A 13,890-nucleotide genomic window follows, 5' to 3' on the forward strand; every position below is an offset into this window, starting at 1 on the left:
AATTTACGCTTCTTTAAATTCATTGATTATTTTTAACTTGTCATTAGCTCTCATAAAAGTTTCTCCAATCAATACTTCATTTACATCGGCTTTTTTTAAGAGTTTGATATCTTCAATTGATTTGATACCACTTTCAGCAATGAAGGGAATTTGTTTAGGAACAAAATTTCTTAATTTTAAACTATTATTCAGATCAACCGTAAAGTTCTTTAAATTGCGGTTATTGACTCCAATGATCTTAGCACCCGCATTAAGAGCAATGTCTAATTCACTTTTCGAATGCACTTCCACGATTGCTGCCAAATCTAATTCATCAGCCAATTGTTGAAAATTCTTTAATTGTTCTGGTGTCAAGATTGCTGTTATCAACAAAATAATATTGGCTCCAGCAAATTTAGCTTGGTAGATCATATATGGATCGATCACAAAGTCTTTTCTAAGAACTGGTACGTCAACTTCTTTGACAATCTCAGTCAAATATTTCAATTTACCTTGAAAATATTTGGGTTCAGTTAAAACTGAAATTGCATCCACACCAGCCTGTTGATATTCATTAGCTATTTCTAGATAAGGGAAGTTATCAACAATTACTCCCTTTGAAGGTGAAGCTTTTTTCACTTCACCGATAAATCCCATATCCGAATTTAAGAATTTTGCTATGACATTTTCAATATTATGACCTGTTTTTTCATTTTTGATTCTTTCTTTTGTAGTTGACACCAAATCATCTAATATCATGCGACTAATCCAACTTTAGTCAGATCAATGAATTTTTCTAATTGTCGCATTGCTGCACCAGAGTCAATGGCCTGCGTTGCCATTTGGATTCCATCAGCTATTGTGATTTCAGGTTTAGCCGTATGAATTGCCACACCGGCATTTAGAAGTACTACGTCCCTATGTGCATCAAATTTACCATTTAAAACATCACGTGTTATTTGTGCATTTTCATTTGGTGTTCCGCCAATAATATCTAACTTATTGCACCGCTTAATACCAAATTTTTCTGGTGTTATTTCATATTTACTCAATTTGCCATTAATTATCTCTGCAACTGTTGTAGGCGCCGATGCAGACACTTCATCAAACCCATCTTGCCCATGGATCACAACTGCATGTTCTACCCCTAATTGATCTAAAACCTTTACCATAGGTTCTACTAGTTCTTCGTCATAGACACCTAGCATTTGATATGCTGCATGTGCTGGATTTGCTAAAGGTCCCAAAATATTAAACAAAGTTCTAATACCTAATTCTTTTCTGACTGGAGCAACATATTTCATTGCTTTGTGATATTCTTGTGCAAACAAGAAGCAGATTCCAATTTGTTTGAGGATAGTCTCACTTTGATTTGGATCAATATTAATTTGAACACCTAAAGCTTCTAACACATCGGCTGCCCCACTCTTAGAACTAGCTGCCCTATTACCATGTTTTGCAACCGGAATTCCGGTTGCCGACACAACGAACGCTGAAGTGGTTGAAATATTAAAAGAATTAGAATGATCACCACCAGTTCCTACAATTTCCAAAACCGGTTCATCGACCTTGAATCCCAACGCATGTTTTCTCATAGCATCCGCAGCTCCGGCTATTTCCTCAACCGTTTCTTTACGAATAGATAAAGCTGTTAGAAAACTTGATATTTGAACATTGCTTGTTTTACCGCTCATAATTTCATCGATCACTTGGTTTGTTTCTTCAAAAGTTAAATCTTGACCTTGAACTAATTTTTTAATAGCACTTTCAATTTTTTCTTGCATAATGGTTCCTCCAATTTAATTTTTTACGCTAAATCAAATTGTGAAGACCATCGTTTTCCAGGATTTTGTATCATTTAAGTTCTCCTTTTAAAAAAGATACAAAAAAATCCGCCCATAAACTTATTAAGTTTAAGGACGGATATATCCGCGGTACCACCTTATTTTAATAGACTCATAGTGTATGCAAAATACAACAGCACTACTATCCATTACTCTTAGCAAAGGGCTATCACCCTTCCGACAACTGACGTATGCCTAACGTTTCTTTGTACTAATTTGATATTAAAATTAAAGCAATTTTAATAATCAGATATTTGAAAGAACCCTCGATGGTCCATTTAACTATCTGCGTTTGGTTACACTCTCAGCAACGGTAACTCTCTGTGCATGCACAATAGTCTTGATCTCCATCTCATCGGTTTATGGACGAATTTGTTTTGTTGTTATAGAGATTAAGACTATTGCTAGTGTTTGTCAACATAAAATTAGATTTTTTTAATCTTATGTGTCTAAAAATAATATTATAAGGTTAAACGATTATTTGTTATTACTACGTCTCTTATCGCGTTGTTTACGCATTTCTTGACGATTCTTGATCTTTCTTTGTTGACGTTTTTCAGTAGAGATTGCTTGCCTGATCTTCTTTTTATAGCCAGGCTTCTTCTTGGTCTTTTGTTTCTTAACAAAACCAACTAGTTTTGGATCAAGCTTTTCTTGACTAGCATGACGATCTTCACGACGATCACGTTCGTAACCATCGACGATCTCATTGTTCTTCAATTCCTTAGGTTTGAATTTAATACCTAAGTGTTCGATCTCGCCTACTTTGTTTTCTTCACCTGGAGCATAAAGAGTGATAGCAGTTCCGGACATTTTATTACGTCCAGTTCTACCAACACGATGAATAAAGAATTCCAAATCATCAGGGATCTCAGCATTAATAACGTGTGAAACACCATTGATATCGATTCCACGAGCAGCCAAATCAGTTGCTACAACAAATTGATATTCCATATTCTCAATTTGTTTCATAACTCGTTTTCTCTCACGAGGAGTCAATCCACCATGAATTCGAGCAACTTTAAGTCCCTTATTCTTTAAATACTCATAGATTTCATCAACAGATTTTTTGGTATTAGCAAAAATCAAGGCCATATATGGTGAACCTAAAGTCATTAATTGATAGATCAATTCTTTCTTATCACGGCCATGTGTGAACATTAACCAGTTATCAACATTCTTAGCAATAACTGATGAGTTCTTCAATTCAACACGCTTAGGACCCTTCATATATTTCTTCAAGAATGGTTCTAATTTCTGTGGAATAGTAGCTGAGAAAACCATCATTTCATGGTTTTCTGGCATCTTAGCAGCAATACGATCGATATCGTTTAAGAAGCCCATATCTAAAGTCATATCTGCTTCATCAACAACAAAACGTTCCACATTTTCGACATGTAGGTCATTTTCACGAATCAGGTCCCAAAGCCTACCTGGTGTTCCGATTGCAATTTGCGGTTGATGAGCCTTTAATTTTCTCTTTTGACGTTCACGATCAGCGCCACCAACAAAAATAAAAGCGTTATATTCTTCAGGATAATTTTTTAGGATATTTTGTGTATCTTCATATATTTGGTAAGCCAATTCACGACTAGGTGTCGCGATCAAAGCTTGCGCAGTTTGGTTCTTAGTCAAGGCATTTAGAATTGGCAATAAGAAAGCATGAGTCTTACCAGACCCTGTTTCTGATTGAACAATAATGTCTTTTTTCTTATTCACTAATGAGATGACAGCCTCTTGGACTGGTGTTGGCTCATCAAAATGAATCTCTTCCAACGACTTGTTGATTGCGTCATTGAAGTTGTACTGTGAAAATTTTGTCATTTATTCACCCTTTTTAAAATCAGTTACGATTTTAATTAATTTCTTATACATTTGGTCTACTTCTTCTAAATCCTTAGCGTTAGCACCACTAGCTAAAGGATGTCCACCGCCATCATGTTCCTTGGCCAATTCGTTAATAACTGGTCCCTTAGAACGTAGATGAATCCTATAAGTGCCATCATATTTTTGAACAGCTTCTAGCCAAGCAAAAACATTACCTAAACGACCCGGCGTTGATACTACTGAATTAGCTTGTTCTTGATTGATATCCAATTTATTCATCAGATCATCATCGATAATAGCCATCGCAGCACCAGATTCATCAACCTTTAAACGATCAAATAATTCACCTTGGAGTTTAGCTTGTTGCAAAGTTATCTCATTCATTTTTTGATTGATCCCGGGAGCATCAATATCCAAAGAGAGAAATCTACCAGCAACACACATAGTATGTTCAGTCGTAGCCGGATACATAAAACGACCTGTATCACCAACAATACCTGCATATAGATAGTAGGCTGCTTCTTTAGTCAAAGTCAAATCACTACTTGATGCAATAAGGTCAGCAATGATCTCTGAACTAGAACTTGCATCAGTATTCACATATAGTTGATCACCATATGCTTCATCATTTGGATGATGGTCGATTTTGATCAAAAAGTCCCCTTGATCGTAACGGTCATCGTCAACTCTTGGCGTATTTGCTGTATCTGTCGTAATGACCAACGCACCCTTGAAATCATCATTCTTTACATGATCCATTGTGGATAACCATTTTAAACCTTCGGCATTTTGTCCACCGATCAAAATAGTTTTGTCTGGAAAGGCTACTTGTAAAGTCAATGCCAATCCCTTTTGAGATCCCAAAGCATCTGGATCTGGATTTTGATGACGTAGAATGATAATTTTATCATACTTTTTAATTGTTTCAATTATATCTGCAAACTTATTCATTAGTGCCTCCATCTAAAAATAGCTTCAATGAAACTTCCTGATACGATAATGGATCAAGATTCGTAACAGTTATTCCCAACAAACGAATCTTTTGATCGCTTGCTTTTAATTTATCATAAATACCCTTAGCAACCTGATAAATTTCATCTGAATCTTGAACATAATCTTGAAAACTCATACGTTTGGTGACGGTCTCAAAATCAGAATTACGTAATTTCAAAACAACTGTCTTACCATGTTGTCGCTGTTTCTTCAAATCCTTACTAACTAAATCGGCTAAGAAATGTAATTCTTGTTCAACTTGCTGATCCAAAACTAGGTTCATGCCATAAGTTCGTTCTCTTCCTACAGACTTTCTCAAACGATGATTATTGACCTCTGAATCGTCGATTCCATGAACTCTGCGAAACATCACATACCCTAGTTTACCAAATGTTTGTAAAAAAACATCTTGATCGAGGTTTTGCAGGTCCTCACCGGTATAGATATCCATGTCATGTAATCTCTTTTGCATAGCTTTACCAATACCGTTAAATTTTTCAATTGGAATTGGTTTCAAGAAATCCTCCGCATACTCACCTAAAACAATTGTTCGACCAAATGGCTTACGATAGTCTGATGCCATTTTAGCCAGAAATTTATTATACGATATTCCAACCGAACACGTTAGCTTAGTTTCCTTGATGATCCGTTGTTGAATGTAGTTTGCTACCTTGACCGTGTTTGGCTCATTTAATTTATTTTTGGTCACATCAAGATAAGCCTCATCGAGTGCCACCGATTGATATACATCAGTTACATCTGCAAAAATACTGTGAATATAATCCGAAGTCTTACGGTACAATTCAAAATTTGGCGGTGCAATAACTAGTTTATCACGTGGGATAAGTTCTAGTGCCTGCTGAGCTGGCATAGCAGAGTGAACACCGTATTTTCTAGCATTATAATTTGCCGTTGTCACCACCCCATGATGATGATTCTTTCTCGGATCAGGAGCGACAATCAGGCATTTCTTCTTATAATATGGATGTTCCCGTTCTTCCACGGACGCAAAAAAAGCATCCATATCAACATGGATGATTTTTCGATTTTCTTCAATTCTAATTGGTATTTTTAGAAATTCGATTACAAACACCGCCTTAATTCCAGATCCAAGAATTACCATCTTTCTCTAAGAGTGTGTCGGCAGTATCTGGACCCATTGTGTTACTCAAATAGTTAGGAAATTCAGGAGTTTTGGCATCCCATTGTTCCCTTATAACATCAATATATTTCCAAGTGCTCTTCAATTCTTCCCAAAGTGTAAAGTTGGCCTTATCACCAGCAAGAATATCAATGAACAAACTTTCATAAGCTTCACGTGCACCATTAAATATTTCTGGATCTTCAGGATATTTGATCAAATCTTGTTTAACATCTTGATAATCAATACCGTTGATCAAAATACTGCTACCTTCATCAGGTTCAATAAACAAGGTCACAATGGTATTTGGTCTAATACCAAAATCTTCAACCTTTTCATTGAAGACAATATCAATTCTTGAAGATTTTTTAGGCATTCTCTTACCGGAACGTACGTAAAAAGGAATATTTTCCCAACGTTCATTATTAAACTCAATCTTACCAGCTACAAAAGTCTCAATATTTGAGCCCTCTTCAACCTTATCTTCTTTTCTATAAGGATTGAGTTTACCCATCTTATCAGTGTCATATTGACCACGTACAAATTTCTTAGAAACTTGTTCAGGTGTAAGATCCTTCAGATTGGCAAACAATTCACCTTTAATTTCATGAATTGATTCAGCATTCATAGATTCAGGTTCGTCCATAGCGATGACTCCAAGAATTTGCATAATATGGTTTTGAACCATATCACGCAAAGCTCCAGCGGTTTCATAATATCCACCGCGATCTTCTACACCAAGTGATTCCCCTAAAGTAACCTGAACATTTGAAACATATTTATTATTCAAAAGTTCATCAAATTTAGGATTGTTTTGGCGAAGATTAGGAATTTCTTGTATCATCTTCTTACCTAAATAATGATCGATACGATAAATTTCTTTTTCGGTAAAGGCCTTTGATAATGCATCATTCAGATCACATGCACTCTTCAGATCTCTTCCGAAAGGTTTTTCGATAACTAAGCGATTATATCCATCAGTCTTCAAATCTTCTGACTTGATATGTGCTGCAACTGTACCAAAGAATCTTGGAGCAATTGCCATGTAATAAACTCGATTACGACCAGTATCAAAACGGTCATCTAATTTACTTGCCAATTGTTTCAAAGCAATATAATGATCAGAATCGTTCACATCATGTGATTGATAGAAGAAATGCATGGCAAAGTTTTCCATCATTCTCTTATCATCATCAAAATCCTCAAGTGAAGTTACCACAGTTTGACGGAAATATTCATTACTCCATGGACGTCTAGCTGTACCAATTACTGCAAAGTGATCTTTCAACATACCAGCTTTAAATAAGCGATACAAAGCTGGATATAACTTACGATGTGCCAAATCACCGGAACCACCAAAAATTATAAAAACTGCCGACTTTTCTGTAGCCATTATCTAAACTCCCTTTGATAAATCATCTAATTTCCATTAACAAAATATATAATTCTATTTTACACTACCCGTTTCGAAACATCTTTAATATCGTCTCTCTAACACAAGTAATATTTTAAACCTTAGACTGCACTATAAGGCAAGTAATAAGCTAAAAAAAAGATTGAAACCTAGGTTTCAATCTGAAAAGTTATTTATCTTCTTTTGTTTCGTCAGTTTTAGCATCATCTTTAGCTTCTTTAGGAGCAGCTTCTGTAGATGTTTCTTCTGGCTTTGTTTCAGCCTCTGGCTTTGCTTCTGTCTTAGCTGGTTCAGCTGGTTTTGCTTCAACAGTCTTATCAGCAGGAGTTGATTTACGGATAAAGTTCATATCAAATGTTAAATAGATACCATCACAATCAACAACTACTTCTTTAGCCTCTTGATCGATCGAATGAATCTTACCTTTGATACCACCAAGTGTAACGACGTTGTCGCCATCACTCATAGCTTTAAGCATTTGTTCACGTTTTTCTCGTTGTTTCTTTTGAGGACGAACTGACATAAAGTACATTACCACAACCATAAGAATAATAATGATAAAGAAACTATATGATGATAATCCACCAGCTGCAGCGCCCAATGTTAACATATTCAAATTTTCCACCTCTTAATAATTTATATCCTTATTATAGAATAACAAAGATTGACACACCTAGCCACTCCGTGGCTTTTTTTTATTAAAAAAATATTAGAAATTACGTGCATTTGCTTCATTTAGTCCATATTCTTCAAAAACATGCTCACGAAATTCAATTAAATTGTCATCTTTGATGGCTTGACGAACGCCTTTCATTAAGTTGAGCAAGTAATAAAGATTATGATAACTCGTCAAATGCGTTCCAAACAGCTCATTAGCATTGATCAAATGACGAATATATGCACGGCTATAATTACGGCAAACATAACAGTCACAATCTTCATCGATTGGTCTAAAGTCACGTGCGTATTTGGCGTTTTTAACAACTAAACGCCCCTTAGTAGTCATACATGTACCATTTCTAGCAATTCTAGTTGGCAGAACACAGTCGAACATATCGATTCCACGAATAACACCATCAATTAAAGCATCAGTTGAGCCAACACCCATAAGATAACGAGGTTTGTTTTCAGGTAACAGTGGCGTCGTGAAATCAAGCACGTTGTTCATCTCATCTTTAGATTCACCGACTGATAGTCCGCCGATCGAATAGCCAGGAAAATCCATGCTAACTAAATCTTGGGCACTTTGTTTACGAAGGTCTTCAAAACCAGCACCTTGCACGATACCAAACAAAGCTTGCCAATCAGGATTGCGATGTGCTTCTAGTCCACGCTCGGCCCAACGACTTGTTCTAGCAACAGACTTCTTGATGTAGTCGTAACTTTCAAAGAATGGTGGACATTCGTCCAAGCTCATCATAATATCAGGTCCCAAATAATTTTCGATCTTAATAGCTTTTTCAGGTGATAGAAATTCACGACGACCATTCAAATGATTTCTGAAATGAACACCAGCTTCAGTAATATCACGAGTATTGGCTAGTGAAAAGACTTGAAAACCACCAGAATCAGTTAAAATACCCTTATCCCAATGCATAAATTTATGCAGGCCACCGGCTTCTTTAACGATGTCTTCACCAGGCCTTAACCATAGATGATAAGTATTGGCTAGAATAATTGAAGCACCGATCTTGTCCAGATCCTCTGGAGCCATATTCTTAACAGAAGCTTCAGTCCCAACGGGCATAAACATTGGTGTTTCAAACGTTCCATGTGGAGTTTCAAGTAAACCTAATCGTGCACCAGTATGTTTTTCTTTTTTTAGTAATGTGTACTTAACGGCTGGTTCCATATGTACTTCCTTTTTTATTTAATTTTTTAAAGCATATTATATGTTCAAACCTTGTTTTGCTTCTAAAACGAGCAAAACAAGCCAACTCCCTGTGCTTACTACGGATATGTTGTGTGTCGCTTTGCGTTTTTATCTTGTAGTAATACAGTTCAAAAGCCTTTTTGTTTTTGCTTCTAAAACGAGCAAAACAAGCCAACTCCTTGTGCTTACTACGGATAAGTTGTGTGTCGCTTTGCGACGCTCAACTTATCCTAGGTAATGCTCGGGAGCTAACCGGCTTGTTTTGCTCTCTACTTAATAAACATGGCATCTCCAAAGCTAAAGAATCGATATTTCTCTTCAATGGCATGTTCATAAGCATTCAAAATATTTTCACGGCCGGTAAAGGCTGCCACTAACATAACTAAGGTTGATTTTGGTAAATGGAAGTTTGTAATGAATTCATCGACTACTTTCCATTCATAGCCAGGTTTGATAAAGATATCTGTCCAACCACTATCTGGTTTGATCTCACCTTTAAATTTTGTTCCGATTGTTTCTAGTGTACGGATCGATGTTGTTCCGGTTGCGACGATCTTGCCACCATTTTTACGTACTTCATTTAATGTATTGGCTGAATCTTCATCTAATCGATAAAATTCTGAATGCATTATATGTTTGCTGATATCTGATTCTGTCACTGGTCTAAATGTCCCTAGTCCAACATGTAGGGTTAGATAAACTAACTTAACACCTTTTTCTTGAACTTTTTCTAGTAGGTCTTTGGTCCAGTGTAATCCAGCTGTTGGTGCGGCTGCAGAGCCATTTTCTTTAGCATAAACTGTTTGGTAACGATCGGGATCATCTAGTTTTTCTTTGATATATGGAGGTAAAGGCATCTCACCTAATTTTTCCAAGATCTCTAAGAAAATTCCATCATAGTTAAATTCAATGATCTTACCACCATGTTCTAATTCCTCTACAACTGTGGCCTCTAGTTGACCGTCCCCAAACTGAACTTTAGTACCGACTTTGGCACGACGAGCAGGCTTCATCAAAACCTCCCACTTGTCTCCTTCAATATTATTCAGTAATAATACTTCTTCATGTCCGTCAGTATCTTCTTTAGTTCCATAAAGTCTAGCTGGCAAAACACGTGAATTGTTCATAACCAAGGCATCACCAGGATTTAAATAATCCAAGATATCATAAAAATGCTTATCGTCATACTTACCTGTCTCATGGTCCAAAACTAGTAAGCGTGAGTGGTCACGATCTTTAATGGGAGTCTGGGCAATTAGTTCCTCTGGCAAATTATAATCAAAATCTTCAGTTGTTAGTGTCATTTCTTACTTCTCCTTAGTCAGTCTTCTTGTCAGGATATGCAAAGCCAAGATGATCATAACCTTTACGAGTTACGATTCGACCTCTGGCAGTCCGTTTCAAAAAGCCCTTTTGCATTAAATATGGTTCATAAACTGACTCAATCGTTTCTTGATCTTCACCGATATTGGCGGCGATCACTTTAATTCCTAAGGGTCCACCGTTGTACAGTTCGATCATCATCGATAAGATTTTTCTATCCAATCGATCAAGTCCGGCATCATCAACTTGAAGCTGATTTAAAGCCGATTCAGCAATATCATAGTCTATCATATCTTTACCCGCAACCTGTGCGAAATCACGCACACGTTTTAGCAGACGATTAGCAATTCTAGGTGTACCACGGGATCTTCTAGCAATTTCATGTGCACCTTCCTCATCGACATTGATATTCAAAACATTAGCCGATCTAAAAACAATCTTAGACAGTTCAGCTTCTGAATAATACTCCATATGTTCGACAATTCCAAATCGATCCCGCAACGGAGCTGACAGCTTTCCGGCCGTTGTTGTTGCACCAATCAATGTATAGGGAACCAATTCATGGTGAAGTGATCGTGCTTCTGTTCCTTGTCCGACAATAATATCAATGTAGAAATCCTCCATAGCAGAATAGAGAACTTCTTCAATAGCACGCGGCATACGATGAATCTCATCAATAAAGAGAACATCCCCAGGTGATAATTCATCCAAAACGGCTACTAGATCACCTGATTTCTCGATCGAAGGACCAGTTGTCGTATGAATGTTTACACCCATTTCATTAGCGATGATCATTGCTAATGTAGTTTTACCTAAACCAGGAGGTCCATACAACAAGACATGGTCTAAAGTTTGCTGACGTTGCTTGGCAGCCTTGATGTAAACATCCAATTCTTTTTTGGCTTTCTCTTGTCCCAAATACTGATCAAACGTAGTTGGACGTAAAGTTTGCTCAACAATATCTTCAATATCATCCAACGAATCAGCATCTGTTAGACGGTCATTATCATTATTATCCATTGATTAACCCCCTTCTTTAGTTAGTTAGTAATTTCAATCCAGCTCTCAAGTAAGCATCGGCTGAATCGAGTGATTCTTTTTGTAACTTAGGTTTTATCTTGCTGATATCACGTGCCGTATAGCCTAGTGATTCTAAAGCAAGCATACCATCTTCTAATTCTTTATTACTAGAGCTGAAAGCTACTGGCTCTTCCCCCAAAGTCATCTGGCCTTGAGCAGTGAACTTACCACTTAAATCTAAAACGATCTGTTGTGCAGTCTTTTTACCTATTTTTGGAAAACGAGTTAAAAATTTTACATCATTATTTTCAATGGCCGTGATCAAACCATTTAAATCCTGTCCAGCTAAAATAGCCAAAGCACTTTTTGGCCCGATCCCTGAAACACTGATCAGATTTAAAAAAATCTTCTTTTCATTCAAATCATAAAATCCATATAGTGATTGTTCATTATCACGAACGATTTGTTCGACATAGATTTTGGCCTGTTCATCTTGTTGATAGCGATAGGGATTGGCCACTTGTACCTTATATCCGACCCCACTAACATCGACAACCACATATGCAGGATCGATTTCGGCGATGATTCCATTTAAGTATTCAAACATTATTATTCACTTTCTCTTGTGTCATGCGAGTCTTGAATTCGCTTAAACATTTTTTCTAAATCTCTATTACTAAATTCTATCAATACAGGTCTTCCATGTGGACAATTATAAGGATTTTCTGCTTTTGATAAGTTTTTCAACAGAAAGATAGCCTGTTTATCATCCAAATGTTGATTAGCCTTAATAGCACGTTTACAGCTCATCATAATGGCATTTTTTTCTCTAAAAGCGGCTACAGATATCTTTGAATCGTTTAAAACATAATCGATCATTTCTCTAATGGTTGATTCTTCTTGTCCCGCTACAAACCAAGTTGGGTGTGTGTTGACCACGAAACTATTCTGACCAAAGTCATCTAAGAACAATCCTATACTTTCTAACACAGGTTTTTTTTCACGGATCAGGATACTCTCGGAATTGGGATAATCCAAAACGATCGGTACCAGTAAACGTTGTTGATCAGCTTCAACTTCACCGATTTGTTTCCGATAGTATTCATAATTGACACGTTCTTGAGCTGCATGTTGATCAACTAAATAGAAACCTTCTGAACTTTCAGCTACAAGATATGTCCCATGGATCTGTCCAATATAACGTAAATCTGGAAAAGTAGAAACCGACTCAGTAGGTTGCTTTTCTTCTTTTAATCGATTATCCCAAGCTTGTAAATGATCTGGGTCATTAAAAATTGGATGTGATTCTAATTTTTCAATCGGTATTTTATCCACTACCAAAGGCTCTGGATCTGGTTCACTGATATGATCCACTATATCAAGATCATCAAAACTTATCTGTTCAGGTTTCTCTGGTCTAATAGTGGTTTCCGCGGTCGTTTTACGTTCCAGATTCTTGACTGCATCCGGGATCAAATTTTGTGTGGATAACTTTTCTTTGATGCCTTCACTGATAAGATCACCAATATGACCTTCGTTAGTTAGTCTAACTTCTTGTTTAGTTGGATGGACATTGATATCAACCAAGCTAGGATCCAGTGTAATATCAACTATTGCAATCGGAAAACGTCCAATCATCAGCTTGGAACCATAACCTTTAATAACGGCATTGGCAAGCTGATAATTTCTGATATAACGACCATTTAAAATCAGTGAAATATAGGAACGATTAGAACGAGTTGTATCAGGTTTTGAAAAATAGCCTTTGATTTGATAATCAGCATCACTGTTTTCAAAAGCATACATATGACTAGCAATCGTTCTTCCATAAATTCCTGCAATTGTCTGTTGTAGGTTACCGTTACCTGATGTCCAAACTAAATCTTTTCCTTCGTGAATCAAGCGAAAAGATATATCAGGATGTCCCATTGCTAAACGATCGACAATATCTACAATTTTATTCAATTCCGTGTGCAAAGATTTTACATATTTTAGTCGTGCCGGCGTATTGAAGAACAGATCTTCAACCGTAACAGTCGTCCCCTTTGAACGAGCATGTGTCTTTTTTTTAAGTAAATCATTTCCTGAAAATTCAGCCTTAACGGCTGATTTTCCATCAGTACTTGTAACCACGGTCAACTTAGAAACTGAGGCAATACTTGCTAGAGCCTCACCACGAAATCCTAAAGTTCTTACATTAAACAAGTCGTGATCAGTAGATATCTTGCTGGTGGTATGAGGTTGAAAGGCAATCTCTACATCATCTGCTGCAATACCGACACCGTTATCATTGATTTCGACTGAGCGCAATCCGGCCTGATGAACTGTGATCAGAACTTGTGTAGCCTGTGCATCAATTGCATTTTCGGCCAATTCTTTGACCACAGATGCTGGACGTTCAATTACTTCACCGGCCGCAATTTGATTACTCAATTCAACTGGTAATTCATGAATCAACCCCAAAGTTTTCCACCTT

12 protein-coding genes are annotated in these 13,890 nt (G+C 36.8%); all 12 read right to left on the reverse strand.

What is annotated here, in order from left to right; genetic code table 11:
• Positions 1-3: 3 nt before the first annotated feature.
• Positions 4-738 carry an indole-3-glycerol phosphate synthase TrpC gene (gene trpC, locus EKM64_RS04820; RefSeq protein WP_125676156.1) on the reverse strand — a complete coding sequence of 245 codons (735 nt, stop codon included), beginning with the start codon at positions 736-738 and terminating at the stop codon, positions 4-6.
• Positions 735-1,763: an anthranilate phosphoribosyltransferase gene (gene trpD / locus EKM64_RS04825; RefSeq protein ID WP_125676158.1), complete on the reverse strand. Its 1,029-nt coding sequence runs from the start codon at positions 1,761-1,763 to the stop codon at positions 735-737. The genes trpC and trpD overlap by 4 nt, the downstream gene beginning before the upstream one ends.
• Before the next feature lie 537 nt (positions 1,764-2,300).
• On the reverse strand, positions 2,301-3,647 hold the full coding sequence (locus EKM64_RS04830) for a DEAD/DEAH box helicase (protein ID WP_125676160.1): 1,347 nt from the start codon (positions 3,645-3,647) through the stop codon (positions 2,301-2,303).
• Complete coding sequence (locus EKM64_RS04835; protein ID WP_125676162.1) at positions 3,648-4,601, reverse strand: DHH family phosphoesterase; 954 nt, start codon at positions 4,599-4,601, stop codon at positions 3,648-3,650. It abuts the gene before it with no gap.
• Positions 4,594-5,766, reverse strand: coding sequence for a DNA polymerase IV (dinB, locus tag EKM64_RS04840; protein WP_125676164.1), 1,173 nt, complete (start codon positions 5,764-5,766; stop codon positions 4,594-4,596). The genes EKM64_RS04835 and dinB overlap by 8 nt, the downstream gene beginning before the upstream one ends.
• Positions 5,741-7,177 carry a glucose-6-phosphate dehydrogenase gene (gene zwf / locus EKM64_RS04845; protein WP_125676167.1) on the reverse strand — a complete coding sequence of 479 codons (1,437 nt, stop codon included), beginning with the start codon at positions 7,175-7,177 and terminating at the stop codon, positions 5,741-5,743. Before zwf ends, dinB begins: the two co-directional genes overlap by 26 nt.
• Before the next feature lie 190 nt (positions 7,178-7,367).
• On the reverse strand, positions 7,368-7,808 hold the full coding sequence (yajC, locus tag EKM64_RS04850) for a preprotein translocase subunit YajC (protein ID WP_125676169.1): 441 nt from the start codon (positions 7,806-7,808) through the stop codon (positions 7,368-7,370).
• A gap of 99 nt (positions 7,809-7,907) precedes the next feature.
• Positions 7,908-9,050 carry a tRNA guanosine(34) transglycosylase Tgt gene (gene tgt / locus EKM64_RS04855; protein WP_125676171.1) on the reverse strand — a complete coding sequence of 381 codons (1,143 nt, stop codon included), beginning with the start codon at positions 9,048-9,050 and terminating at the stop codon, positions 7,908-7,910.
• A 290-nt stretch (positions 9,051-9,340) separates the two neighbouring features.
• Positions 9,341-10,375, reverse strand: coding sequence for a tRNA preQ1(34) S-adenosylmethionine ribosyltransferase-isomerase QueA (gene queA / locus EKM64_RS04860; RefSeq protein ID WP_125676173.1), 1,035 nt, complete (start codon positions 10,373-10,375; stop codon positions 9,341-9,343).
• A 13-nt stretch (positions 10,376-10,388) separates the two neighbouring features.
• On the reverse strand, positions 10,389-11,414 hold the full coding sequence (ruvB, locus tag EKM64_RS04865) for a Holliday junction branch migration DNA helicase RuvB (protein WP_125676175.1): 1,026 nt from the start codon (positions 11,412-11,414) through the stop codon (positions 10,389-10,391).
• 16 nt (positions 11,415-11,430) lie between these two features.
• Positions 11,431-12,021 carry a Holliday junction branch migration protein RuvA gene (ruvA, locus tag EKM64_RS04870; RefSeq protein WP_125676177.1) on the reverse strand — a complete coding sequence of 197 codons (591 nt, stop codon included), beginning with the start codon at positions 12,019-12,021 and terminating at the stop codon, positions 11,431-11,433.
• Between the two features lie 2 nt (positions 12,022-12,023).
• Entirely contained in the window at positions 12,024-13,877 is a 1,854-nt protein-coding gene (gene mutL / locus EKM64_RS04875; RefSeq protein ID WP_125676179.1) for a DNA mismatch repair endonuclease MutL, read from the reverse strand.
• Between the last annotated feature and the right edge of the window lie 13 nt (positions 13,878-13,890).

It is taken from the genome of Companilactobacillus keshanensis (assembly GCF_003946205.1).
In the GTDB taxonomy this organism is placed as follows: domain Bacteria; phylum Bacillota; class Bacilli; order Lactobacillales; family Lactobacillaceae; genus Companilactobacillus; species Companilactobacillus keshanensis.

Excerpts from the sequence above, each read along its gene's own strand:
- trpC (WP_125676156.1), bottom strand. The coding sequence starts at position 738 with ATGATATTAGATGATTTGGTGTCAACTACAAAAGAAAGAATCAAAAAT.
- trpD (WP_125676158.1), bottom strand. The coding sequence starts at position 1,763 with ATGCAAGAAAAAATTGAAAGTGCTATTAAAAAATTAGTTCAAGGTCAA.
- EKM64_RS04830 (WP_125676160.1), bottom strand. The coding sequence starts at position 3,647 with ATGACAAAATTTTCACAGTACAACTTCAATGACGCAATCAACAAGTCG.
- EKM64_RS04835 (WP_125676162.1), bottom strand. The coding sequence starts at position 4,601 with ATGAATAAGTTTGCAGATATAATTGAAACAATTAAAAAGTATGATAAA.
- dinB (WP_125676164.1), bottom strand. The coding sequence starts at position 5,766 with ATGGTAATTCTTGGATCTGGAATTAAGGCGGTGTTTGTAATCGAATTT.
- zwf (WP_125676167.1), bottom strand. The coding sequence starts at position 7,177 with ATGGCTACAGAAAAGTCGGCAGTTTTTATAATTTTTGGTGGTTCCGGT.
- yajC (WP_125676169.1), bottom strand. The coding sequence starts at position 7,808 with ATGTTAACATTGGGCGCTGCAGCTGGTGGATTATCATCATATAGTTTC.
- tgt (WP_125676171.1), bottom strand. The coding sequence starts at position 9,050 with ATGGAACCAGCCGTTAAGTACACATTACTAAAAAAAGAAAAACATACT.
- queA (WP_125676173.1), bottom strand. The coding sequence starts at position 10,375 with ATGACACTAACAACTGAAGATTTTGATTATAATTTGCCAGAGGAACTA.
- ruvB (WP_125676175.1), bottom strand. The coding sequence starts at position 11,414 with ATGGATAATAATGATAATGACCGTCTAACAGATGCTGATTCGTTGGAT.
- ruvA (WP_125676177.1), bottom strand. The coding sequence starts at position 12,021 with ATGTTTGAATACTTAAATGGAATCATCGCCGAAATCGATCCTGCATAT.